Raw genomic sequence first — 25411 nt, forward strand, 5'->3', positions numbered from 1 at the left:
GGGTGTTCCTGTCGTTATTCCACGTTCTGCACTTGCTCTCGCATCTGATCAATTACGGCTTTCAACTCAAGCCCTACCGAGGTCAGTTCGGCGCTTTGCGCCTTGGAGCATAAGGTATTTGTCTCGCGATTGAATTCCTGCATCAGGAAATCCAGCTTGCGACCCACTGCCACATCCTGTGCCAGCAAGTCGCGCGCGGCCGTGACATGGGTTCTGAGGCGGTCGATTTCCTCGGTCACATCCGCTTTGACCGCGATCAGCGCCAGTTCTTGCGCGACCCGGTCCGGATCTGCGCTTTGTGCGTTTTCCAGCACGCGGGCCAGATTTTCGCGTAAGGCATCGGCCATCTTGTCCTTGCGCTGTTCGGCCAGCGCGGCGGCCTGATCGGTGAAAGCTGCCACCTGATCCAGCTGGCTGTCTAGAACCTTGGCCAGCGCTTGCCCCTCGGCCTCGCGCATGGCGATGAACTCGGCCAGAACGGTCGCAAATTCGGTGCTGAGCTGCTTTACCAGAGCGGTCGGATCATCCACATCGGCCCCTGCATCCAGCATGCCTTTTAGCGCCACCAAATCGGCAGCGCTTGGCGTTGCAAGTGCTACGCCAGCTTCCTCCGCCATCTGCTGGGTGCGCTTCACCGCCGCCAGGGCTGCGGCCATGGCCGTTTCGTTCAACACGATCTCAGGCGCGGATTCGTCCCGGTTCAAGCGCAGCGACAAGGTGACATTCCCCCGGCTCAGCGCCTTGGACATCTGCGCCCGCAGCGCCGCCTCCAGCCCGGTCAGCCAATCTGGAACGCGAATGCGCATGTCCAGCCCCTTGCCGTTGACGCTGCGCAGCTCCCACGTCCAGCTATGCGGCCCCAAAGCGCCTTTGCCCGAGGCGAAGCCCGTCATGGATCTGATCATAGCCGACCTTTCGTTATAGCCCATGGCCCTATTCCGCCAGCACCTAAAGCCAACCACCAGCGCAGGGCAAGAGTTTGCTGAGTTTGTCGCATCCAGTACGCAGTTAACCATTCATTAAAGAATTCCTCCAAAATTGTATTAACCCGTGTCAATCTGGTCGCTGTCGGGGGTGGTCAGTCGGTGATGTCCCCGATATGTGGCATTTTATGAAAATGACGGTCGATTGACGCTAGGGTGATGAAAATGAAGACGTTTTTCGGGAACGGTTCCGGGTCAAACTTTGGAAAGATCGTCGCAATGGATCGTTTTGACAGTGGGCGCAGCCTGTCCCCCATCCGGCAGGCTGAGGCATATTGGACAGCGTTGCTGACGGGCGACGGTGTGCCCATGCGGTCGCAGATTGATCCGCGCGGACTCGAGAATATTCTGGAATACACCTTCATCCTGGAACGCATCGCACCCGGTCTGGCAAGGTTTCGCCTTGCGGGCAGCCATCTGAACAACCTGGCAGGTATGGAGGTACGCGGAATGCCTCTGACAGCGTTTTTCGAACCCGGTGCGCGGACTCAAATCACCGACGTATTGGAAGAAGTCTTTGCCAAGCCCGCGATTGCCGACCTTGGGTTGATCTCGCCCGGCGCACTGGGTCGCACCCGAATGCAGGCACGGATGATCCTTCTGCCCTTGAAAAGCGATCTGGGTGATGTCAGCCGCGTGTTGGGCGTGATGGTCAGCGACGGCGTGATCGGTGCAACCCCACGGCGCTTTGACGTCTCGGATCAGAAACTGCGCCCCGTCTCAGATGTTCAGGCCCCTCAAAAACCGGCACGGCCGTCTGTGGTTGGTTTTGCCGAAGATCAGACAGAATTCAAACGTCCGGGTTCGCACCTGCGGCTGGTCGTGTCGCGCGACGACTGAGTTCGGAACCCGATGTTATTTTAGAACCGGCAACCAGATCGTCTTGCCGGTTTTTTTTGTCTCGCCCAACCTCGCCCTCGAACCGGCCATCGGCGCGCATACGGGTTCTTGGATTCTGGATCGGGTCGAGATTCTGCAAGTAAGGCGTCAGGCAGTAGAAACTCTGTGACGCCTTACGAGAATGCCGACGGCGCAAACGTGCCCAAAGGAAGCTCAGCCCAAACAACTTGGCCCCCTTTGGGTTCGCGTAAAGAAGCGCGCCGCCTTAGCCAACCGCACGTTTAGTGCGGTTACGGCGCAGGTTCGTCAGTTCTTCGGCCACAAGGAACGCCAGTTCCAGCGATTGCGACGCGTTCAAACGCGGGTCGCAAGCGGTGTGGTAGCGGTCCGAGAGGTCCTCTTCCGTCACTGCGCGCACGCCGCCAGTGCATTCGGTGACGTCCAGACCGGTCATCTCGAAATGCACGCCGCCGGGGACGGTGCCCTCGGCCTGATGGACGCCAAAGAAATCACGGACTTCGCGCAGGACCGAATCGAATGGGCGAGTCTTGTAACCCGTGGCCGACTTGATCGTGTTGCCATGCATCGGATCGCAGACCCAGGTCACATTGGCACCCTCTTCCTTGACGGCCTTCACCAAGCGCGGCAGATGCTCACCCGCTTTGCCTGCACCAAACCGCGCAATTAGGGTCAGGCGACCCTCTTCGTTTTCGGGGTTCAGCTTGGACATCAGAACCTTGAGGTCTTCGGCAGTCGTGGTCGGACCGCATTTCAGACCGATCGGGTTCTGTACGCCCCGGCAGAATTCAACATGCGCGCCGTCGGGCTGACGGGTACGGTCGCCGATCCAGATCATGTGACCCGAGCCAGCCAGCCAGTTGCCAGAGGTCGAATCCAGACGGGTCAGCGCCTCTTCGTATTCCAGCAATAGCCCTTCATGGCTGGTGTAGAACTCGACGGTCGAGAACTCATGCGTGGTATCGGCGTTGATCCCGGCGGCATCCATGAAGTCGATGGAGTCTTGAATGCGGTCGGCGATCTCCGAATATTTCTGCACGTCTTGATCGTCGGTGAAGCCCAACGTCCAGGAATGCACGCGGGTCATATCCGCAAAACCACCGGTCGAGAACGCACGCAGCAGGTTCAGCGTGGCCGCCGCCTGCGTGTAGGCTTGCAGCATCTTGGACGGATTCGGAATGCGGGCCTCGGGAGTGAAGGCCAACTCGTTGATGATATCACCACGGTAGCTGGGCAGTTCCACACCATCCACCACTTCGGTCGGGGCACTGCGCGGTTTGGCGAACTGACCGGCCATACGGCCAACTTTGACCACCGGCACCTTGGCACCATAGGTCAGAACCATCGCCATCTGCAGCATTACCTTGAACGTGTCACGGATCGCATCCGCGCTGAATTGTTCAAAGCTTTCAGCACAGTCGCCGCCTTGAAGCAGGAACGCCTCACCCCGTCCAGCCGCAGCCAGGTGTTGTTTCAACCGCCGTGCCTCGCCCGCAAAAACCAGCGGGGGATACTGGGCAAGCTGGGCCTCGACCTTGGCCAGCGCGGCCGCGTCGGTATAATCTGGCATCTGAACTCGGGGCTTGTTGCGCCAGTTCGTTTTTTGCCACTCGGTCATAGCTTTGATCTCCGCTGAAGTATTCAGGTCGTCTCTATACAAAATGCGTGACAGAGTGACCATATCCCAATTGCGCCCCCTTGACGTCGTAAACAAGCTTTGATCATGGTGGTTTTAATACGTGCCGCCGGACCTATCGTCCCCTGGCGGCGAATCAAGGACACCTCGCCATGCAAGAGCAACGCCAAGTTGTCACGGTGCAAGACACTGCGGCCAACCCTAAGAATTTCGTGTTTGTCCTTTTGGACAAGTTCTCTTTGCTGTCTTTTGCGTCGGCACTGGACAGCCTGCGCATCGCCAATCGTATGGCCGATAAAGAGCTGTACACCTGGACCTTTGCCGGTGAAGGCGGTGACACCGTTACATGTTCGGCTGGAGCCAACTTCAAACTTGATTCCGATCTCGTTGAACTTCAGCGCGATGCCGTGATCCTGATTTGCGGCGGCGTAGATGTTCAGAACGCCACCACCAAGAAGGTGCTCAATTGGGTACGACGCGAGGCGCGGCGGGGATTGAAAATTGGCGGATTGTGTACAGCAGCCTTCACTCTGGCCAAGGCTGGTTTGATGGATGGCAAACGCGCGACAATCCACTGGGAGAATTCGGACAGCTTCATCGAGGAATTCGATGAGGTCGAGCTGACGAAATCCGTGTTCCAGATCGACGGCAACCGGATGACGACGGCGGGCGGGACTTCGTCCATCGACCTGATGTTGAAGATCATCGCGGATGACTATGGTGAAGATCTGGCGAATGCGGTGGCGGATCAGATGATCTATTCGTCGATCCGCACGGATCAGGACACGCAGCGCCTGTCGACCCCCACCCGGATCGGGGTTCGGCATCCAAAGCTCAGCCAGGTCATCCTGATGATGGAAAAAAACATCGAAGAGCCGATCTCGCCCTCGATTCTGGCCAAGGATGTCGGCATGTCCACGCGCCAGCTGGAACGGCTGTTCCGGCGCTACCTGAGCCGCTCACCCAAGCGGTATTACATGGAGCTGCGGCTGCACAAGGCGCGAAACCTGCTGATGCAGACCGATATGAGCGTGATCAACGTGGCGCTGGCCTGTGGCTTTGCCAGCCCGTCGCATTTCTCGAAATGCTACCGCGCCCATTACAACACCACGCCATATCGCGAGCGAGGCGCTCAAGGCGGGAAACTGTCTGTTTAACCCGGTGTCATCCGGTAAACCGCGCCCTGCCCGACAGAGATAAACCAGATCGCCCCGTCCGGCGCTTCCACAATATCGCGGACTCGTTCTGTCGCTGAGCCCTCGATCTTTTCGACCTCGGTCAGGGGCGATCCTGCGAGACGGGCAATATAGTCAAACTTCAGGGAGCCAACGAATATATCGCCGGCCCATTGCGGCCATAGCTTGCCGGAATAAACCAACAGACCCGAGGGTGCGATGGACGGGTCCCAATAAAATTTCGGCTGTTCAAGCCCATCTTTGAAAGTGCCCTCGCCAATCTTCTTACCCGAATAGTGACGACCGTACGAAATGATCGGCCAGCCGTAATTCCGTCCGGGTTGGATCAGGTTCACCTCATCCCCGCCGCGCGCACCGTGTTCTGCGGCCCACAAGCGGCCCTGTGCGTCCAATCCGGCCCCCTGTGGGTTGCGATGGCCATAGGACCAGATTTCGGGCCGAACATCCGGCGCCCCCACAAACGGGTTATCCGCAGGAACTGTTCCGTCACGGTTCACGCGGATCACTGAACCAATAGGGTTGGACGTTTCCTGCGCTTGGGGACGGTCGCCGCGATCCCCAATAGTGACAAATAAAGTGCCGTCGTTGGCCTCGACCACACGCGAACCGAAATGTCGACCACCGGACCCTCCGGGAACGGCTTCGAAGAGGACCCGCAGATTGGTCAGCCGATCCCCGCTTTCAGACAGCCGCGCCACGGCTAGAGCGGTACCGGCCCCACCCCGTTGAGGCTTTGAGAAGGTCAGAAAAATCTCCCGGCTTTGCGTGAAATCACGGGCGATTGTCACATCCAGCAACCCACCCTGTCCGTTTGCCGCAACCTTTGGGACACCGCGCACCTTCTTTGCCTTGCCATCCGAGACATGCAGCAACTCTCCATCCCGTTCTGTCACCAGAAACGATCCGTCAGGCATAATTCCGACGGCCCACGGCGTATCCAGCCCCTGAACCATCGGCTCAACCTGCACTGAGCCCGAAGAGGTGCTTAAGACCTCAGCACGCAGCGGGACGCTTAGCAGCGTCAAAAGAAGAAGCGCAAATGCTCGGACCATCATTTTTCCCTTCAAAATCACTGCGTCAGCCCTATGAGACCAAATAGCTTTCCTTTGCGCAAAAACACGTTTGCGTTAGGACTTTTCTTTTCCGAGCAGCTTGCCTAGGGTCGTGACCAGAACGAATACGTTCACAATAGGGAGTAACCATATGAAAAAGCTGCTTACTGCAACTGCGGCATCCGCTCTGCTGGCTGGTCCGGCTCTGGCCGAAGATATCACGCTGGGCGTCCTGTTCGGCTTCACCGGCCCGATTGAATCACTGGCCCCGGCGATGGGTTCAGGTGCGGAACTGGCAATGGCCGAAGTCACCGAATCTGGCAAGCTGCTGGACGGCACCAAAGTCAGCGCGTCCCGCGCCGATACTGGTTGTATCGACAATGGCCTGGCGACCTCGAACGGAGAGCGTATGATCGCAGATGGCGTTGCTGGCATCATTGGCGGCGACTGCTCGGGTGTGACCGGCGCGATCCTGCAGAACGTCGCTATTCCAAACGGCATGGTGATGATTTCGCCATCGGCGACTTCGCCCGGCCTGTCGACCATGGAAGACAACGGCCTGTTCTTCCGCACCGCGCCGTCGGATGCGCGTGAAGGTCAGGTGATGGCAGACATCCTGAATGACCGTGGCATCAGCTCGATTGCACTGACCTACACCAACAACGATTACGGCAAAGGTTTGGCAGACGCGATCCAGTCCTCGTTTGAGGCGTCAGGTGGCGAAGTGACCATCGTTGCCGCACACGAAGACGGCAAGGCCGACTACTCGGCCGAAGTGGGCGCGCTGGCCTCGGCCGGTGGCGACATTCTGGTTGTCGCGGGTTATCTCGACCAAGGTGGTCTGGGTATCATCCAGTCGGCACTGGACAGCGGTGCGTTTGACACGTTCGGTCTGCCCGGCGGCATGATCGGTGACTCGCTTCCCAACAATGTTGGCCCCGACCTGAACGGCTCGTTCGGTCAGATCGCCGGTTCGGGTGGCGAGGGCGCCGAGAAGTACTTTGCAATGGCTGAAGCCGCCGGTTTCGACGGTTCGTCGCCTTATTCGCCGGAAGCCTATGACGCAGCTGCGCTGTTCATGCTGGCCATGCAGGCCGCAGGCTCGACCAGCCCCGCCGATTACGGCAGCAAGATCATGGACGTCGCCAACGCACCGGGTGAAAAGATCTACCCAGGTGAGCTGGCCAAGGGTCTGGAACTGCTGGCCGCAGGTCAGGACATCGACTATGTCGGCGCGTCCGGCGTTGAGCTGATCGGCCCCGGCGAAAGCGCGGGTTCGTACCGCGAGATCGAAGTGACCGACGGCGAGAACAAAACCGTCAACTTCCGTTGATCCAAGGTTAACAATCATAAAAACAAGCAGCCCGGGCCTTGTGTCCGGGCTGTTTCAATGACAAAAGCCCGCACCATTCGTACAGGGATGTGGCAATAACGCCGGAAAACGGCGGCTAGGGGAAAAGATGATCGTCGTCGAAGACGTGCACAAGCATTTCGGCGGGTTTCATGCGGTGGACGGGGCATCGCTGGAAATCCAAAAGGGCTCGATCACCGGTCTGATCGGGCCGAACGGGGCCGGAAAAACCACTCTGTTCAATGTGATCGCGGGCGTTCTGCCGCCGACCAGCGGGAAGGTCCATATGGATGGTGAGGATATCACCGGCCTGCCCCCGCATGAGCTGTTTCACAAGGGCCTGCTGCGCACCTTCCAGATTGCGCATGAATTTTCTTCGATGTCCTGCCGCGAGAATCTGATGATGGTGCCGGGTGCGCAATCAGGTGAATCGCTTTGGAACACGTGGTTCGGGCGCAAACGCATTGCCGATGAAGAACGCGCATTGAAGGCCAAGGCCGATGAGGTGCTGGAGTTCCTGACCATCGAACATCTGGCCGATCACAAGGCCGGTCAGGTCTCGGGCGGGCAGAAAAAACTGCTGGAACTGGGTCGCACCATGATGGTCGACGCCAAGATCGTGTTTCTGGACGAAGTTGGTGCAGGGGTGAACCGTACCCTACTGATGACCATCGCCGACACAATCCTGCGCCTAAACAAGGAACGCGGCTATACCTTTGTGGTCATCGAACATGACATGGATTTCATCGGCAAAATCTGCGACCCGGTAATCTGTATGGCCGAAGGCAAGGTGCTGGCCGAAGGTACTCTGGACGAGATCAAGGCCAATGAGCACGTGATCGAGGCCTATCTGGGCACCGGCCTGAAAAACAAGGACAAGCTGGAGGCCCAAACATGACCGCTGGCGTGAGCGACAATCCTTATCACGACGACAAGGGCAACAAGGACGCCTCAATCACCAACACACATGGCGTCGGCACCATGACCCCCGCCCATCGCAAAAGCGGTGAGACGCATAAGGTCGAGGGCGGCCCCTTCCTGATCGGCGACACTATGACCGGCGGTTACGGCAAGGGGCCCGACATTCTGCATGACTGCACCATCGCAGTCGATAAAGGCGAAATCGCCGTTATCGTCGGCCCCAACGGCGCAGGAAAATCGACCGCGATGAAGGCGGTCTTCGGAATGCTGGACGTCCGCGCCGGAGCTGTTCGACTGGACGGCGAAGACATCACCAAACTGTCGCCGCAAGATCGGGTGATTAAGGGCATGGGGTTTGTGCCACAGACGTCGAACATCTTCACCTCGATGACGGTGGAAGAAAACCTTGAGATGGGTGCCTTCATCCGCCGCGACGATATTTCGGGAACGATGGAGCAGGTCTATGACCTCTTCCCGATCCTGCGCGACAAACGCAACCAAGCCGCCGGAGAGCTGTCGGGCGGCCAACGCCAGCAGGTCGCCGTGGGCCGCGCGCTGATGACCCAACCTAAGGTGCTGATGCTGGACGAACCCACCGCTGGCGTCTCGCCCATCGTGATGGATGAGCTATTCGACCGGATCATCGAGGTTTCCCGCACCGGGCTGCCGATCCTGATGGTCGAACAGAACGCCCGTCAGGCACTGGAGATCGCGGACAAGGGATACGTGCTGGTTCAAGGGCGGAATGCCTATACCGGCACGGGCAAGGAATTACTGGCCGATCCAGAAGTGCGTAAGAGTTTCTTGGGGGGGTGAGGATGTTTCTGAAGTTCAACCCGGTTGCTCCGATAGCAATACTGTTTACGGCAAACACAGTCGCTTTTGCCGATCAGGCTCAAAACCTATCTTCTCTGTTTTCCTGTAAGTTCGGACCTGAGTGTACCAGAGACAATCAGGACTGCAAAAAATACGATATCTGGATGATCGTCAGACACTACAAATCTGAGGATCAGTATAAATTGTTCGACGCTCTAAATTCTCACGAACAAGAAGCAGAATTTGGCGAAATAGGGGAGCTGCTCGTTTTCGATTCAATGTCTTCAGGAAACGGTGAAAAAGACTTTGGAGCTTTCTCGAAGATGGTTATTGCATCGACAATGGAAGCTTCTCTGCAAGGCGGTGCCATGTGGCGCATGGATGATCTTCCAACGCGTTACACTTCCTATAGCCACGATGGCGCCTGCACGGTGATAAACTAATGGACTTCCTCAATGCCCTTGTGGCGCTCTCCAACTTCGTTCTTGTTCCCGCAATCGCCTATGGCAGCCAGTTGGCGCTGGGGGCTTTGGGGGTGACGCTGATCTATGGCATCCTGCGGTTCTCGAACTTTGCCCATGGCGACACGATGGCCTTTGGCGCGATGATCGCTGTGCTGGTCACGTGGGGCCTACAAGCCGCAGGGGTCAGTTTCGGGCCGCTGCCCACCGCTCTGCTGGCCCTGCCCTTTGCAATTCTGGGCTGTATCGTGCTTGTACTGATCACGGACCGGCTGGTTTACAGGTTCTACCGCGAACAAAAGGCCAAGCCGGTCATTCTGGTGATCGTGTCTATGGGCGTGATGTTCATCATGAACGGGATCGTGCGGTTCATCATCGGCCCGGATGATCAGCGCTTTTCGGACGGAGAGCGGTTCATCGTCTCGGCGCGTGACTTCAAAGCGATGACCGGCCTGCGCGAGGGGCTGGCGATCAAGACCTCTCAGGGCATCACCGTGATCGTCGCTGTTGTCGCCGTTGCATTGCTGTTCTGGTTCCTGAACAAAACGCGCACCGGCAAGTCGATGCGGGCCTACTCTGATAACGAGGATCTGGCCCTACTGTCCGGCATCAACCCGGAACGCGTGGTGATGATCACATGGATCATCGTTGCCGCGCTGGCGACCACGGCGGGTGTTCTCTATGGCCTCGACAAAAGTTTCAAACCCTTCGTCTATTTCCAGCTTCTGCTGCCAATCTTTGCCTCGGCCATCGTGGGCGGACTTGGCAATCCGCTGGGGGCCATTGCGGGTGGCTTCATCATTGCCTTTTCCGAGGTGACCATCACCTACGCGTGGAAAAAGGTACTGACCTATCTGGCCCCTGAAAGCCTTGAGCCCTCTGGCCTGGTCCAATTTCTGTCCACTGATTACAAATTCGCCGTCAGCTTCGTGATCCTGCTGATTGTGCTGCTGTTTAAACCCACGGGCCTGTTCAAGGGGAAAGCGGTATGACCGAGACTGTCAAGAATACGCTGCTTTTCGTTGCCGTCGGCAGCCTGATCCTGCTGACCGGGTTCACGCAAAGCTGGAACGCGGCGATCCTGATCCTGAACATGGGGCTGATCTCGGCCATCATGTCCATCGGGGTGAACCTGCAATGGGGCTTTGCGGGCCTTTTCAACGTCGGCGTCATGGGCTTTGTCGCGCTGGGCGGGCTGGCGGTTGTACTGGTCTCGACGCCGCCGACGCCGGGCGCGTGGACCGGCGGGGGCTTTGGCGTCATCCTCGCGCTGCTTCTGGGCGCAGCGACGGTTGTAGCCGCTGTGATCACCGCGCAGAAGATGCCCAAAGGGCGGGTACAAACCTTGGCGATCATCGGCATTCTGATCGTCGGATTCTTTGTCTACCGAGCCATTTTCGACCCCAACGTCGCCGCGATAGAGGCCATCGACCCTGCGGTCGCGGGTAATATCGGAGGCCTGAACCTGCCCGTTCTGCTTGCTTGGCCCGCCGGAGGTCTGCTGGCTGCTGGTGCGGCGTGGCTGATCGGGAAAACCGCGCTGGGTCTGCGTTCGGATTATCTGGCGATTGCGACGCTGGGTATTGCCGAAATCATCATCGCCATCATGAAAAACGAAGACTGGCTGGCCCGCGGCGTCAAGAATGTCTACGGCATCCCGCGCCCTGCGCCTGTGGTCGGCTATGAGGTCGAGTTGCAAGCAGATCCCGGATTCATCGCCCGCGCCGAATGGCTGGGTCTTGACCCAGTCACGGCCTCGACGCTTTCGGTCAAGCTGGGCTATTCGCTGCTGTTCACCATAGTGCTGCTGGTGCTGCTTTGGATGGCACAGATGGCGCTGAAAAGCCCATGGGGACGGATGATGCGCGCCATTCGCGACAATGAAGTTGCGGCCGAGGCGATGGGCAAGGACGTCACCCGCCGCCATTTGCAGATCTTCGTTTTGGGCTCCGCGATCTGCGGTATTGCGGGCGCGATGATGACCACACTGGACGGGCAGCTGACGCCGGGCACCTACAATCCGCTGCGCTTTACCTTCCTCGTCTGGGTGATGGTGATCGTCGGCGGCTCGGGCAACAATTTCGGCGCGGTTCTGGGCGCGTTCCTGATCTGGTTCCTGTGGGTCCAGGTCGAGCCGATGGGCCTTTGGCTGATGAACCTGATTACTTCAACCATGCCCGAAGGCAGCGCATTGAAGGCGCATCTGATCGACAGCGCTGCCCATATGCGCCTGTTCACGATGGGTTTGATACTGTTGATCGTCCTCAGGTTCAGCCCACGCGGATTGATACCAGAAAAGTAACAGTTATCTCAAAAGCGACGAAACCGTGCCTCTTTTCAGGCGCGGTTTCTTGATCTAAGCGCGCTGTCCGTCTAGACGGGGTACAACCAGTTTGGCATTGGCCGAAATCCCACGCGTTTACGGGAATTTAGAAAATCCGTAGAATGATGCGACCACCCTGTCGAGTATAAAAGAGTTCACATGACTTCGACGCTGACCAAATCACTGCTGCTGCTTCCCCTGATCGCCGGATTGGCAGCTTGCGTTCCAAGCCCGGAAGATTTTGAAACCACACCGGTCAAAGTCCAAACTCCGAAGGGTGAAGTTACGTGCCAACTGTACCGCCCTGATCGCGTCATTTGGGACCGCGCGATTGATTTCCCGGCCACCAAAATGACGGTCCCCGAGGCGGATGCCTATTGCAAGCAGGAAGGCCAGCGCCGCCTTAAGGGCTAAGCCTGTCGCCGGGGCGGTCCGTGACTGTCCCCGGCCCTACCTACTTTTGAACAATCCACCCAGAATGCCGCGCACGATGCGGCGGCCTGTTGTTCCTTTCAGTTCTTTGATGACCGCCTCGCTCATGGCGGAGGCAAAGCTGTCTTTCTTGCGCATCACGCGTGAGGATGACCGCCCAACCCGGCTGCCGGAGTATCTGCGCGCCGTTGCGAATTCCCGCTCGGCCACGGATTGGGTTTCGATTTCTTCCTCGGCCTTTTCTGCCGCCTGAGCGGCCGCATCTGCGCGGGTCTGAAGGATTTCAAAGGCCGATTTTCTGTCCTTCAGCTCTCGGTACTTCGCCTCCATCGACGAAGCGGCAACAATGGCTTGACGCTCAGCCTTCGTGATTGGCCCTAACTGAGACCCCGGCGGACGAATCAAGGTCCGCTCGACCACGCCAGGTACGCCCTTTTTCTCCAGCATCGAAGTGACCGCCTCGCCTACGCCGACCTCGCGGATCGCGGCTTCGGTATCGAAAGCGGGGTTCTCTCGGTAGGTCTCCGCCGCCAGACGCAAGTTCTTGCGGTCGCGCGCGGTGAAGGCCCGCAGCGCATGTTGAACCCGGTTGCCCAATTGGCCCAGAATATCTTCGGGTATGTCGGCGGGGTTCTGGGAAATGAAATACACCCCCACGCCCTTGGACCGGATCAGGCGTGCGACTTGTTCCACCTTGTCCACCAAAACCTTGGGTGCATCTTCGAACAGAAGATGCGCTTCGTCGAAAAAGAATACCAGTTTAGGCTTGTCGGGGTCGCCCACCTCGGGCAGTTCTTCGAACAATTCGCTGAGCAGCCACAGCAGGAACGTCGCATACAGCCGGGGCGACCCCATCAGCTTGTCCGAGGCGAGGATGTTCACGACCCCCTGCCCTTGCGCGTCGGTGTGCATAAGATCAGCCAGTTCCAGTGCGGGTTCACCAAACAGGTTCGCGCCGCCCTGATTTTCTAGCACCAGCAGCCGCCGTTGGATCGCACCAATCGAAGATGTCGAGACATTGCCAAACCGTAATGAAAGCTGGCCTCGGTTCTCTCCCACCCAAACCAGCAGCGATTGCAGGTCCTTGAGGTCAAGCAGTGGCATCCCTTCGTCATCAGCCACACGGAAGGCAATGTTCAGGATACCTTCCTGCGCCTCGCTGAGGTCCATCAAGCGCGATAACAGCAGCGGACCCATCTCGGTTACAGTGGTGCGGACGGGATGACCCTGCTCTCCGAACAAATCCCAGAACGTGACCGGACAAGCGCCATAGCTATAGTCCGAAAACCCGATTGTCTGGGCGCGATCCTGAAACGCCTGATGAAGTTTGTGCGCTGCGCTGCCCGCCTTGGCCAACCCCGAAAGATCGCCCTTAACATCCGACAAAAATACGGGCACCCCGGCCTGCGAGAAACCCTCTGCCAGAATTTGCAGAGTCACTGTTTTTCCGGTCCCGGTCGCACCCGCGATCAGCCCGTGGCGGTTGGCGTATTTCAGCGTCAGGTTTTCCGGTTCGCTGTAGCCATCCCCGGCTCCGCCCAAAAAGATATTGTTTTGCATATGAAATTTGCCCCAATTTCCACCGGTCTGAGGGCAGCATACAAATTTAACAAATAACTGCGATAGTCTATTCGCCGCCTGTAACCAAACCGGAAGCAGGCGGCAGACTTCCTCCCTGTCGACTGGCCGCGCCTTTGGGCGCGGCTTTTTTCACGAAAACCGCCGAAGTGATCAATTTTTCAGGTTAGCAGTTGACCGTCGCGATTCCCTCTCGTAACGTCTGCGCATAACTAAGTCGGCCAGTCCGACGGGGAGAAAATTATAGAAAAGGGAGCCGCTCCACCGGCTCCCTTTTTTTGTTGCTCCAACGATAGTTTTCATCTGTGGACAGGCAAAAATCCGATCACATCAACGCATTTTCTTGGCATAGTGCCTGACACCCTGCCGGAACAGTGTTAGACCGTGCAAAAAGCGTATCCACAGAACCGAGGCGTTCATGATCAAGAAACTTCTCACTCTCAATGTTGTTGCCGCCATGCTTTGGGCCGGGGCGGTCGCGGCGCAGGAAAATCAAGCCGACACTACAACTGCTCCGCAGACTCAGGCTGGCGCGGATTTGGATCTTGGCGAGGAAGGACCACGCGTAGGTAGCCGCTACATCAAAGAAGAGCACGGTGATTGGATGATCTCGTGTGTGAAGACTGAAGCAGGTGAAGATCCCTGTTTCCTCCGCCAAATTCTGGCCGGTGACCAGGGGCAGCCCATTGCCGACATCACTATTCAGAATCTGCCCGAGGGCTCTCCCGCTGCCGCCCGAGCAACGGTCGTAGTTCCGCTTGAAATCCTGTTGCAGGCACAGCTTGCTCTGTCCATCGACGGCGCACCTGGCAAGCGGTACAACTATCACCATTGCAACCCGGTCGGATGCCTCGCACAGCTTGGGTTCACTCAAGGTGACATTGACGCAATGAAAGCAGGGACAACGGCAACGCTGTCGTTGGTGTCTTTGTTGGCACCGACTCAGTTGTTGGAAATGGAAGTCTCGCTGGCCGGATTCACCGCTGGTTTTGATACGCTTGAGCCTGCGCAAAACTAACCGAACCGCCGGAGCGCGCTGTCAGAAGACAGCGCGTTCCTTTTAGACTTGCCTTAGAGCAAGAACAGCATTCAGGCCACCAAAGGCGAACGCATTGCTCAGCGCAACTTCTACCTTGGCTTTGCGGGCTTCGTTCGGAACCACATCCAAAGCGCATTCCGGGTCAGGTTCCTCATAGCCGATCGTAGGCGCAATCACGCCGTCACGCAGTGCCATAATGCAGGCCAACAGTTCTACCGCGCCGGTACCGCCGATCAGGTGTCCATGCATGGATTTGGTGGACGATATCATCAGATCATCCGCATGCGGACCAAAGACATCCGCCACTGCCGCGCATTCGGTCTTGTCATTGGCCGCCGTGCCGGTTCCGTGCGCGTTGATATAGCCCACCTGATCGGCATTGATCCCACCATCCGCCAAAGCGCCCGAAATTGCCCGAGCCGCGCCTTGTTTGCTGGGCATCACGATATCTGCGGCGTCCGAAGTCATGGCAAACCCCACCACTTCACACAGGATCTCGGCCCCACGCGCGCGGGCGTGTTCGTACTCCTCAAAAACAAAGACACCTGCGCCTTCGCCCTGAACCATACCGTTGCGGTTTGCGCTGAACGGACGGCAGGCGTCTTTGGACATGACCCGCAGCCCTTCCCACGCCTTGACGCCGCCAAAGCACAGCATGGATTCCGCTCCACCCGTCAGCATCGCCGGGGCCGCGCCGCTGCGCACCATCTGGAACGCCAGAGCCATCGCGTGATTTGACGAGGCACAGGCGGTCGAGACCGTAAAGCTGGGCCCTTTGAGGTTATGTTCCATAGATACGTGGCTGGCCGCCGCGTTGTTCATCAGCTTGGGCACGACAAAGGGGTGAACCCGGTTCTTACCGTCCTCATAGACTGAGCGGTAATTGTCATCCCAGGTCGACACGCCGCCACCGGCTGTTCCCAAGACAACGCCTGAGCGCGCCGCTAGATCGCCATGAAATTCGATCCCAGACTGTTCGATTGCTTCTTTTGCCGCCGTCAGGGTGAATTGCGTAAACCGATCATACAGGGTCATCTGTTGGCGGTTGAACCGGCCCTCGGCCTCGAACCCGCGCACCTGACCGCCAATCTTGATGGCAAGGCGCTCGACATCGCGGAACTCAAGTTCGGAAATACCGCAGCGCCCCTCGCGCATCGCCTCAAGCGTCGCCGGAACGGAGTGGCCCAACGAGTTGATCGTGCCCGCACCGGTAATAACAACGCGTTTCATGATCCTGCGTCAGACCTTTTCCGACACGAGCTTTTCGATACCGGCGATGATCGCAGCGACATTCGAGATGTCAAAATCGCTGGCTGTCGGCTCGTTGGCATTGAACGGGACTGAGATGTCGAACTCTTCCTCGATGGCGAAGATGCTTTCGACCAGCCCAAGGCTGTCGATCCCCAGATCTTCGAGCGTACTTTCGGGCGTCACATCCGAAGGGTCCAGCACGGCCTGTTCGGCGATGATGGCGATGACGCGATCGGTGATGCTCATGTCGATCCTCTGATTATCCCGTTGAGGGTGATTTAATCACTCGGCGACTGTTTGAAAACAGCCTTTTTCAACGCCTCTACGTCACGGGCCATGCGCGGCAGGCGGCGTTGCGCTTTGTAAATGTCCGTATGAGATTCCATTTTTATTCCCGGATAACCCATGATGACACGGCCCGCTGGTACGTTGGACAGGATCTTTGTGCCACCGCCTGAGATCACGCCATCGCCAATAAAAATATTGTCGACCACACCGGTCTGACCGCCCAAAACGACGTTGTTTCCAATCTCGACCGAGCCTGACACACCGGTTTGCCCGCACAGCAAGCAATCGCGCCCCACGCGGGTATTGTGGCCCACATGGACCAGGTTATCCAGTTTCGAGCCGTCGCCGATCCGGGTATTGCGGATCGTACCATTGTCGACAGTGCAGTTGGCGCCAACTTCGACATCATCACCGATCTCGACCGCGCCAAGTGAGTGAATGCGCAACCAGCTTTGGGCCCGTGCGTCGCCCTTGTCGCCCATGGTCTTGCGCACGTTTTCAACGTCCGACACCTCGGGCGTGACAAAGCTGAACCCGTCGCCGCCGATACGCGCGCCGGGTTGCGCGGTAAAGCGGTCTCCGATCTGTGCGCGGGCACCGATGCTGACCATTTCGCGCAGCATGGCGTTCTGACCCAGAACTGCATCCATCCCGACCACACAATGCGCCCCGATAACCGAACCCGCGCCGATTTTGGCCCGAGCGCCGATCACCGCCAATGGGCCGATCGAGACGTCTTCGCCGATCTCTGCCGTTGGGTCGACAACGGCTGACGGGTGAATGCCGGGCGCAATCCCCTGCCCCCGGTCCAGCATCGCGGTGATCCCCGCCATTGCCATCCGTGGACGCGGAACAAAGATGGCGGCCTGCAACCCCATGGCCTGCCAATCCGCACCTTCCCACAACACGGCCGCGCGGGCCGCGCCGTTGCCCAAAGCCTCGGCATATTTGGGGGACATTGCCATCGCCAGATCATCAGGACCTGCATCCGCCGGTTCCGCTGCGCGCGCGATGATCAGGCTGACATCGCCCTGACATTCCGCGCCAAGGGCATCGGCAATCTGCTGAATGGTATAGTGCATGTCGGGTTCCCCGGATTAAGGCCTAATCCGGTGATTACCCCTGAACGTCCGGCAGGGCCACCCCCGCTTTCTGCAAAGCGTCCCAGATTTTCTGATCTCGGCTGTAGACGTCACGGCGATACTGAACCTCGCCTTTGGGGCCGATATAGGCCGTGCGATAGATCAAATGCACCGGGACGTGCTGTTTCAGAGGCACCGTGGTTTCCTTGCCGGTTGCCAGAACCCGCTGGAAAAACGCCCTTGGGTTTTCCTCCTGCTTGGCCAGCAACGCGTAGGCAAACTCAAAGGGTTGCGCCAGCCGGATACAGCCATGCGAAAACGCCCGCGACTCGCGCGCGAACAGAGATTTCTGGGGCGTATCATGCAGATAGATATTGTACTGGTTGGGGAACATGAACTTCACCAACCCCAACGCATTGCTTTTGCTGGGCGGCTGACGCATCGCAAACGGGAAGTTGCGCGCGGTGAATTGGGTAAAGTCCACTGCGCCCCGGTCAATCTGCCGCCCACTGCGATCAGTGATATGTATATGGTTCACCGCATTCGGGTTCGATTGCAGCTGCGGCAGGTATTCTTTTGTGATGATCGAGCGTGGTACATACCAACTAGGGTTGATGACCATATGCTCCATCTCATCCGAGAATTCCGGGCTGCGGCGATCGTGAACGTTCTTTCCAATGACCGCACGCGTTTCAAACGTCACCAAGCCATCATCAACGATCTTGGCCGAGAAATCCGCCTGATTGACCAGAATATGCCGCTCGCCCCGCTCGCGCGGCAACCAGCGTTCCCGCTCCAGCGCCACGTAAACCGCCCGCAGCCTGTCTGAGGCAGAGCGGTTCAGTTCAGTAATCGTCCCCTGCCCCGCGACCCCGTCCGAGGCTAATCCGTGCGCAGTTTGGAAGTCCTTCACAGCGGCAAGCATCGCGTCATCAAAGCGCGGGCTGGCGGAGGGTTTCAGATAACCCATGGCAACCAACCGGTTGCGCAGCTTGATCACATTGGGACCGGTATCACCAAGTTCCAGCTTGTCCTGAGGCACAGTCGCACCCCATCCGCCCTGATCGATCAAAGCTTTCAAGGCCACTTTCTGCTTCATCAATGCCCGATACTGGGCGGTCTGCGGCGCAAGTTGATCAAAATAGGCCGCGTTCTCGGACACGACCCCTTGCAAATGATCCACGGTCGAGCGGCGCTGTACCTTGCGCACCAACCCCTCATCGATATCCGCAGGCCGGAGCGCTCCGGAATAAAGGTCATTTGCATATGCGATAAAGGCCCGGCTCAGCGCCATTTCGACAGCGCCCAGATCCCGGACCGAACGGGCCTCTTGCATCTTGGTCAACAGCGCCTCGACGTTATAGGCATCGGGCAGGCCGTGCATGTGGGCAGTGGCCAACGCCTGAATCAGGCTCGCACGACGCGTCGCATGTTCTGGCGTCTCACCCACCCAAATCGGTGTAAACCCGTTCGCGCGGTAAAAATCAGCAATCTCCGATCCGGACGGAGCAGATTCGGCCACGGCCATCTGAAAGGCAGTGGCCGGTTTGTCGGGAGTGTTGGCCACGCCGGTCGTGGCCGCCAAGCAAGCAGCAAGAGCGAGAACACTGGATGCACGAAAAAATGCTCGCATGGGATAACCTTTATTCTTCAACACTCTACGCGCGCCTGTATCCACGCCGAACAAATATGCTGGCCGGTCGACGGGCTTGTCCATTCACAAATACATCACATCGATGCTTCTTTACCCGCCTGATGCGCGTTTGCATCGACCACAGTCCCGCTAACCCTTGGCGCCTGAAAATTATACGCATTTGTGTCATCTGCGCAAAAAACTGCCGAAAATTCCCCCTTGAAAAGATGAATATGAAAGACTTCTTGGCTGGATTTTGCGTCTGTGCCATAAAACCCGTACTTGGGATGGGAAAAAATTAAGAACGCGCACGTAACATCGTGTGCAGGCAGGAACAGTACGGGACGAACTTAAAATGACGACGAGCAGTTCCTCGGGCATGACCCGGCGGGCCCTATTGGGCGCATTTGCGGCAACGGCAGTGGTTGCAGCACCAACATATTCCAACGCAGCAGGTTTCCTCCGCGGCGGCGGCGACATTCGCCGTATCCGGATGTACTCCGGGCGCACCGGCGAGCGTATCGATATGATATATTGGGTCGATGGAAAATACATCAAGGACGCTGTCAAAGAAGTGAACCACTTCATGCGTGACTGGCGGACGGACCAAGTCAAGGACATGGACCTGCGCACCATCGACATCATGGCTGCCTCACATAACCTGCTGGACGTTGACGAACCCTACACGCTGCTGTCTGGCTACCGCTCACCTCAGACCAATGCGATGCTTCGGTCCCGGTCGCGCCGCGTGGCCAAGAACTCACTTCATATGAAGGGTCAGGCCGCTGACCTGCGCTTGTCGTCCCGGTCAGTCTCGCAGATGGCCAAGGCCGCCATATCCTGCCGTGCGGGCGGGGTGGGCAAATACTATCGCTCGAATTTCGTGCACATGGATTGCGGCGATATCCGTAGTTGGGGCGGGTAAGCACCAACATACAAAACCAACCCGTATTCTCGACCGCCGGCCCCCAAGACCCGGCGGTTTTTTTGTGCGCGCGTCCCCTGTCCAGATTCAATCGACCCAGAGCGCGAACAGGAAAATTCAAAGGAAAATGGCGCACCTGAGATGCGCTGTATATACGTGACGATACGGAATGCATCGCTCCTAATCGGCTTATTTTATTGACTATCTGTTATGATCCGTTACGACCTTTAGCGACATAAGGTGTACAAACAGGCGACCGGGCAATGACCAAGAAAAAAGGAAAAAGGAAACTAAAATACGTTTACCTCGTGGTTTCGATTGAGCAGGGCAAAGAAGGCTCAATCATTGATCATGGTGTAACCCATGTTTTCGACAACAAAGAAGCAGCCATCGAAACAGCAAGACGGATGGCATGCTTTAGTTCCGGCAGTTCGACAATAGAATTGGAAATCACCGAAGAATTGCAGGACTATTGGATCGAATGCCGATGCCGCTTTGAAGGCAAACTCTACTCTGAAGTCCACAAAATAAACTTGGACTCCGAGCCAGACGACGATTGGGAACCGTTGGTTTTGTAATGGCTCTTACCAAGCGCAATCTTACCACCCTTTTACCAGGTAGACACGCAGATAGCGGTCAGAATGGTACAATAGGATTATACCTCAACGTCACGGCCACGGGCGCACGTAGCTGGATTGGTCGCATCAAGGTAGCAGGCCGAACCTATCAATTCGGTCTCGGCAGCCTGCGCGACATTGACCTTGAGGACGTCCGCGACGAATGGCGTACCATCAGACGCAGCATCCGGCGCGGTACAGACCCGAAAAGCATCAAGACCAGAGGCACGACCGGCGATCTGTTCTCGACCGTGGCGCACCGCGCCTTTGCGGCCCGTGCTGGCCGTCTCAAGGACGCCAAGAAATCACAATGGCTGTCGAGCCTAGAGCAACACTTAGGACCGCTCTGGGACAAACCCATCCAGCAGATCACCGCACCTATGCTGTTGGACCAGTTGTCCCCGCTGGTCGTTTCAAAGACCGAGACGGCGCGAAAGGTCATTGGTCGGGTCGGGGCCACATTTGACTATGCGATGGCGTTGGGTTTGGCGCAGATGAACCCAGCACCAGCAGTGCGATCCGCAGCACCATGGCCCGCCAAGGTGGTCAAACACCACAAGGCCGTTCCGTGGCAGGATGCCCCTGCCCTATTCCAACGTATAGCCAGGCTGGACACCATTGGTAGTGCGGCACTGGTGGTCACCATCCTGACCGGCGCACGCGGCGGTGCTGTACGGCACATGATTCCCGATCAGGTAAACGGCGACACATGGACCTGTCCGGCTGAGGTTATGAAAATGAACCGGGATTATGATTATCCACTGGTGGGTGCCGCACGGTCCGTTGTGGACCGGTACGCAGCCGTTGCTGATCCGTGGATATTCCCCGGCCAGAAAGGTCCAATCTCGGACATGACGATGCTCAAGGTGATGCGCGATCTAGACGTGCCGTATACCGTGCATGGCTGGCGATCCACCTTGACCGATTGGGCGCGGGATGAACTGCACGTTGATGACCAGATGATCGATGCCCTGCTGTCTCACCAGAAAGAAGCCAAGCGGGTCGCATATGCCCGCTCTGACCTGTTGGAACGGCGTCGAGTCGTATTGAACCGTTGGGCTGAATACCTATTGACGCAACGTCATCTTTGAGTTCAGACATATATGGTAAAAACATAGATTTTATACAGTTCAAACACTTACATACCGTTATCTCTATATGATTATTCATATAAGTATTATTACATAAAATCAGTTACTTACGAATCATCTTTGGTATGCTTAGCTACGTTTCATCACGTTATGATGGAACGTTATCAATGACACCCGAACAGACATATAAGCAGTGGGATTGGACAGAACCGGCCACTTTCCCACCCGGTAAAAAGGCCGACCAGCTTGGCGTTGATGGACCGGCTTTGGCCCGTCAGAGACGTCTGGATGTCGGACCCGCATTTGTACAAACCGGACCGATCACCCATCGCTATTGGGCTGATGGCAGGACACGCCTTGAGCAACTGGCGTACCTACGGGCGGTTACAGATGACGCAGCATAGCGCAGCCCAGTAGAGCCAAGTTTAGCTTAGCAAAGCGTAGCACAGGGACGTTCGCTTGGACCGACCATCCCCGAGTGGATACGAGCGTCCGTTTCGGGATGGGAGACCATCACGCACCCGATTAAAGCCTAGCGGTGCGAAGTAAAGCCAAGTGAAGCGCAGCATAGCCCGTGAGAGCGAGCGGGACCGCAATACTGTCGCGGTCTGTTGAAACTGTAACACACGCGAGGCCAACTGCACGTTTCGGGACGCTTTGGCTGATCTGGTGAGTGGGGCTGACCCACCACCGTTGACCCGTAGCGGCTGACACAGGCAGACTGCCCGAGCGTCAACACAAGCCATGAAATACCGACGCGCGGAAAGAAAATGACCCGGCATGCATGGGGCAAGCCGGGCCGTAAAAATCGGTCCATGAGAAAGGCCGAGAGTAACCCGCACCAATACGCCAATAAAGGAACGGCTTGTGACAGACATTATCTCGACACCCGACACAACACAAGGTATTGCAATACCCCACAAGATGCAGGGGCAGACGTTGCACCAGCAATGGTTACAGGCCGGGTTTACCGATACGATACCCGTCATTCCGCCAGATGCCGTGCTGCACGAGACCAGCAAGGTAGACCCCAAAGCCCGTGGCAAGGTGCCGGGTGACTATTATGGCGGTGCGTTCGACGGCATGGGGAATTGGCCGTCATATGTGATGGACGAGGCCAAGGCGATCCGCTGGGACAGTCTGGGTGCAAATGTCGGTCTCAAGACCGGCGTGCGCTGGACCGTGCTGGACGTTGACGTCACCTGCGAACATACCGCACAGGCCATGGTCAGCCGCGCTCACCAGCTTGGTAACGGTGCCTATTTCATCCGATGGGGCCAGACACCAAAATTTGCCGTCCTGTTTTCCATAGCACCCGGCGAAACGATCCGCAGACGCCAGTATCCGATCAAGCGTGACGGTGAGACCCAACGAATTGAAATCATGGGTGTCACCGCCAAAGGCAGACCGTCACAGGTCGTGGTTGCCGGGACGCATCCGTCCGGACGTCCTTATCAGTGGGATAAGCCACCACGGGCCGATCAGGTGATACCAGCCACAGCGGCACAGATGGATTATCTGGTCGATGAAATGCTGACCATCGCTGAGGCTCATGGTTGGACCAAAGGTCGGGCCAGCAACGTCAACACGTCCAATGACGGCTTGTCCGGTCTGGGTAGTGAGCCATATGACCCGCGTCTGGTCGCACCTGTGGTCGCGTGCATTGCAAATGATGATTACGAATATGACGACTGGATAGCTATCGGATACGCGATCAAAAACGCGTGCGGTGGCGGTGGCTGGGAATTGTTCGACGCCATGTCCCGTAGAGCGCAAAAGAACGATCCGGAATTTACCAAGCGGGTTTGGGACGGCTTTGAAGCGGACGGTTATTCCGGCTTTGGAAAACTGGTCTATTGGGCAAGACAGTCCCAAGGTGGACAGCTACCTGGTGATTTGGAAATGCGCGTGCGGCAAGGTATGGCACTCAAAGGTGCGTTACAGGCCGGAATGCCAGAGATTGCACCGGGCGTGCCGTCTGTGCCGGTCAATGGTGCGTCTGCGTCACTCAACGGTGAGATAATACCAGCCGGTCAGGACATGACCGTTATGGGTGCTGGTGGTGTTGAGTTTACGCAAGACGACAAAGGCAATCTGGTTACCAACGCAGCCAACATTGAAGCGTATTTTATGAACTCGGACCTTTGGCGCGGTGTGTTCACGTTTGACACGTTCCAACAGCGACCCGTGTTTGGCCGTGACTGTCCGTTATTGGGTGTTGTGGCCGGTGATCTGGTTGAGGACCGCCATATCATCCAGACCATGATGTGGTTTCAACGGCACGTGTTTAAAAAGGTAACCCACACGGACGTTCACAACGGTTTTCTGGCCGCTATGCATCGCAACCGGTTCGACCCCCTGCAAGACTACCTCAACGGCCTGAAATGGGACGGCACGCAACGCATTGGGTCGTGGCTGTGGAAGTATTGCGGCGTTAAAGCAGATGACCCGATCTATTTGACCTATCTGGCCGCTGTGGGCCGCAAATGGCTGATTGGGGCCGTAGCCCGTGCCATGAAACCCGGCGAGAAAATGGACAACGCGTTAATTTTTGAAGGTCCGCAAGGTGTCGGCAAGTCGTCAGCGCTGCGTGCGCTTTGTCCCGACCCAGAATGGTTTGGTGATGGTTTGCCAGATTTTCACGATAAGGACTCCAAGGTCTACATTCTGGGAAAGTGGATCATTGAGTTAGCGGAACTGACCCAGCTTAAAAAATCGGAACTGACACAGGCCCGACAATTTTTGGCGCAACAGGTGGACGATTTTCGTCTGCCGTTCGGACGTCTCAACACGCGCGTACCGCGTCGTATGGTGTTTGCCGGATCGACCAACAGTGACGATTACCTGAGAGACCCGGCAGGCGAGCGTCGGTTCTGGATCGTCCAGACCAACGGCAAGTTTGACATTCCCGGTCTGACGGCTGTGCGTGATCAGTTATGGGCCGAGGCGTTGCAGGCGTATCGCAACGGTGAGGCTTGGCACCTGACACCCGCTGAGGATCGTGCGGCACGTGAGATACAGATGGACCGTGTGCAGATCGACCCTTGGCAAGAGACACTTGGCAATCTGTTGGTCAATCGTCCAGAGACCAGCATACCAGAGTGTTTTGCGCTGATGGGTATTGAGGACAAAGCACGCACAACGGCACAACGTAACAGGATCAAGACAGCGTTAATTGGTCTCGGTTACGTGCGTGACGGACAGTTTCAACAGCGTGGACCGCTGCGCAAAAAGGCTCGCTACGTCTTAAAATAGTGGGACACGGTAGTGGGACACGACTTGGTAAAAAGTGGCCTATATGTAAATTCATATAGAAAATGGACATGGGATACGACCAAACTCTTAAGAGGACAAATTAAGACCTTTTATTTAATAAATACTAAGTAGTTAGGTATATAGGTTTGCTCATATAAGGCTAAAATAATCAGTTGTGTCCCACTGTCGTGTCCCACCCTTCTCATACTAATATAGGAATCGCGTGTCCCATGTCCCAGCAGACGTGTGAAAACAACGTGTGATATATGGTTGGGGCATATACGGATGTTACCCAGACCCAGCAACCAAACACACAGGACGGACCGTGTGTGGCGTGTGTAAAGCGTATAGATAAAAACATATAGCGGTTTGATTACAGGTGTGACTCCGTTTCGTAACTCCGAGTTACGATTTCTGGCACAGGTATAATCATCACGTTGCGTCTGATGCTGACCGTTGCGTGCGTTACGGTCCGGTCGGTCCGGTGGGCTGTGGCTAGACCGGGGGGGATGAGTCAAAAAGATTTGGTCGGGGGCCGTCACCGCGTGGGGGTGACCGTAAATACAGCAACGACTAAAAATCGCTCAAGTATCTGACTCTATGGTTCATCTGTTTATGATAGT

Annotated in this window: 23 protein-coding genes; 15 read left to right on the forward strand and 8 right to left on the reverse strand. The window is 57.0% G+C overall.

Annotation, left to right across the window (positions count from 1 at the left end; genetic code table 11):
* Positions 1-14: 14 nt before the first annotated feature.
* Complete coding sequence (locus tag ACR3E7_RS05235) at positions 15-893, reverse strand: YicC/YloC family endoribonuclease (RefSeq protein WP_480504309.1); 879 nt, start codon at positions 891-893, stop codon at positions 15-17.
* A gap of 255 nt (positions 894-1148) precedes the next feature.
* On the opposite strand from ACR3E7_RS05235, the gene ACR3E7_RS05240 reads away from it, so the two are divergent.
* Entirely contained in the window at positions 1149-1823 is a 675-nt protein-coding gene (locus ACR3E7_RS05240; protein ID WP_480504308.1) for a PAS domain-containing protein, read from the forward strand.
* A gap of 265 nt (positions 1824-2088) precedes the next feature.
* On the opposite strand, the gene ACR3E7_RS05245 is transcribed toward ACR3E7_RS05240, so the two are convergent.
* Positions 2089-3459 (reverse strand): class II 3-deoxy-7-phosphoheptulonate synthase, encoded by a 1371-nt coding sequence (locus ACR3E7_RS05245; RefSeq protein WP_170769765.1) that lies wholly within the window; start codon positions 3457-3459, stop codon positions 2089-2091.
* Positions 3460-3629: 170 nt separating this feature from the next.
* Between ACR3E7_RS05245 and ACR3E7_RS05250 the strand changes: the two genes are divergently transcribed.
* Positions 3630-4634: a GlxA family transcriptional regulator gene (locus tag ACR3E7_RS05250; RefSeq protein ID WP_170786786.1), complete on the forward strand. Its 1005-nt coding sequence runs from the start codon at positions 3630-3632 to the stop codon at positions 4632-4634.
* On the opposite strand, the gene ACR3E7_RS05255 is transcribed toward ACR3E7_RS05250, so the two are convergent.
* Positions 4631-5725, reverse strand: a complete 1095-nt coding sequence (locus ACR3E7_RS05255) for a PQQ-dependent sugar dehydrogenase (protein ID WP_480504409.1) — start codon at positions 5723-5725, stop codon at positions 4631-4633. The genes ACR3E7_RS05250 and ACR3E7_RS05255 overlap by 4 nt on opposite strands.
* Positions 5726-5876: 151 nt before the next feature.
* On the opposite strand from ACR3E7_RS05255, the gene ACR3E7_RS05260 reads away from it, so the two are divergent.
* From ACR3E7_RS05260 to ACR3E7_RS05290, 7 genes are all read left to right on the forward strand, one after another.
* Positions 5877-7058 (forward strand): ABC transporter substrate-binding protein, encoded by a 1182-nt coding sequence (locus ACR3E7_RS05260; protein WP_170769768.1) that lies wholly within the window; start codon positions 5877-5879, stop codon positions 7056-7058.
* Between the two features lie 127 nt (positions 7059-7185).
* Positions 7186-7974: an ABC transporter ATP-binding protein gene (locus tag ACR3E7_RS05265; protein ID WP_170769769.1), complete on the forward strand. Its 789-nt coding sequence runs from the start codon at positions 7186-7188 to the stop codon at positions 7972-7974.
* Positions 7975-7982: 8 nt separating this feature from the next.
* Positions 7983-8813, forward strand: coding sequence for an ABC transporter ATP-binding protein (locus ACR3E7_RS05270; protein ID WP_170769848.1), 831 nt, complete (start codon positions 7983-7985; stop codon positions 8811-8813).
* A 2-nt stretch (positions 8814-8815) separates the two neighbouring features.
* Complete coding sequence (locus tag ACR3E7_RS05275) at positions 8816-9256, forward strand: hypothetical protein (RefSeq protein WP_480504307.1); 441 nt, start codon at positions 8816-8818, stop codon at positions 9254-9256.
* On the forward strand, positions 9256-10266 hold the full coding sequence (locus ACR3E7_RS05280) for a branched-chain amino acid ABC transporter permease (RefSeq protein WP_170790892.1): 1011 nt from the start codon (positions 9256-9258) through the stop codon (positions 10264-10266). The genes ACR3E7_RS05275 and ACR3E7_RS05280 overlap by 1 nt, the downstream gene beginning before the upstream one ends.
* Positions 10263-11576, forward strand: a complete 1314-nt coding sequence (locus tag ACR3E7_RS05285; RefSeq protein WP_170786798.1) for a branched-chain amino acid ABC transporter permease — start codon at positions 10263-10265, stop codon at positions 11574-11576. Before ACR3E7_RS05280 ends, ACR3E7_RS05285 begins: the two co-directional genes overlap by 4 nt.
* Positions 11577-11756: 180 nt before the next feature.
* Positions 11757-12011, forward strand: coding sequence for a hypothetical protein (locus ACR3E7_RS05290; RefSeq protein ID WP_170769773.1), 255 nt, complete (start codon positions 11757-11759; stop codon positions 12009-12011).
* A 36-nt stretch (positions 12012-12047) separates the two neighbouring features.
* Here ACR3E7_RS05290 and ACR3E7_RS05295 read toward each other — a convergent pair whose 3' ends face one another.
* Entirely contained in the window at positions 12048-13589 is a 1542-nt protein-coding gene (locus ACR3E7_RS05295; RefSeq protein WP_170769774.1) for a helicase HerA-like domain-containing protein, read from the reverse strand.
* A gap of 436 nt (positions 13590-14025) precedes the next feature.
* Between ACR3E7_RS05295 and ACR3E7_RS05300 the strand changes: the two genes are divergently transcribed.
* Positions 14026-14625 (forward strand): invasion associated locus B family protein, encoded by a 600-nt coding sequence (locus tag ACR3E7_RS05300; protein WP_170769775.1) that lies wholly within the window; start codon positions 14026-14028, stop codon positions 14623-14625.
* Between the two features lie 42 nt (positions 14626-14667).
* On the opposite strand, the gene ACR3E7_RS05305 is transcribed toward ACR3E7_RS05300, so the two are convergent.
* From ACR3E7_RS05305 to ACR3E7_RS05320, 4 genes are read right to left on the reverse strand one after another with little or no spacing between them, the layout of a single operon-like run.
* Complete coding sequence (locus tag ACR3E7_RS05305; protein WP_170769776.1) at positions 14668-15876, reverse strand: beta-ketoacyl-[acyl-carrier-protein] synthase family protein; 1209 nt, start codon at positions 15874-15876, stop codon at positions 14668-14670.
* A 9-nt stretch (positions 15877-15885) separates the two neighbouring features.
* Positions 15886-16143 carry an acyl carrier protein gene (locus tag ACR3E7_RS05310; RefSeq protein WP_170786803.1) on the reverse strand — a complete coding sequence of 86 codons (258 nt, stop codon included), beginning with the start codon at positions 16141-16143 and terminating at the stop codon, positions 15886-15888.
* A gap of 32 nt (positions 16144-16175) precedes the next feature.
* Entirely contained in the window at positions 16176-17267 is a 1092-nt protein-coding gene (gene lpxD / locus ACR3E7_RS05315; protein WP_480504306.1) for a UDP-3-O-(3-hydroxymyristoyl)glucosamine N-acyltransferase, read from the reverse strand.
* A gap of 34 nt (positions 17268-17301) precedes the next feature.
* Positions 17302-18900 carry a L,D-transpeptidase family protein gene (locus ACR3E7_RS05320; protein ID WP_480504305.1) on the reverse strand — a complete coding sequence of 533 codons (1599 nt, stop codon included), beginning with the start codon at positions 18898-18900 and terminating at the stop codon, positions 17302-17304.
* 355 nt (positions 18901-19255) lie between these two features.
* Here ACR3E7_RS05320 and mepK point away from each other — a divergent pair, with 355 nt between their 5' ends.
* From mepK to ACR3E7_RS05345, 5 genes are all read left to right on the forward strand, one after another.
* Positions 19256-19825: a peptidoglycan L,D-endopeptidase MepK gene (mepK, locus tag ACR3E7_RS05325; protein WP_170786808.1), complete on the forward strand. Its 570-nt coding sequence runs from the start codon at positions 19256-19258 to the stop codon at positions 19823-19825.
* 263 nt (positions 19826-20088) lie between these two features.
* The gene (locus tag ACR3E7_RS05330; RefSeq protein ID WP_480504304.1) at positions 20089-20403 is read left to right on the forward strand and encodes a hypothetical protein; all 315 of its coding nucleotides are present in this window, start codon (positions 20089-20091) and stop codon (positions 20401-20403) included.
* On the forward strand, positions 20403-21533 hold the full coding sequence (locus tag ACR3E7_RS05335; RefSeq protein WP_480504303.1) for a tyrosine-type recombinase/integrase: 1131 nt from the start codon (positions 20403-20405) through the stop codon (positions 21531-21533). The genes ACR3E7_RS05330 and ACR3E7_RS05335 overlap by 1 nt, the downstream gene beginning before the upstream one ends.
* A 167-nt stretch (positions 21534-21700) precedes the next feature.
* A complete protein-coding gene (locus tag ACR3E7_RS05340; protein WP_170756684.1) occupies positions 21701-21937 on the forward strand; it encodes a hypothetical protein in 237 nt (78 codons plus the stop codon).
* A 463-nt stretch (positions 21938-22400) separates the two neighbouring features.
* Positions 22401-24788, forward strand: a complete 2388-nt coding sequence (locus tag ACR3E7_RS05345) for a VapE domain-containing protein (RefSeq protein WP_480504302.1) — start codon at positions 22401-22403, stop codon at positions 24786-24788.
* Positions 24789-25411 lie beyond the last annotated feature (623 nt).

Source organism: Ruegeria sp. BK1 (genome assembly GCF_056535645.1).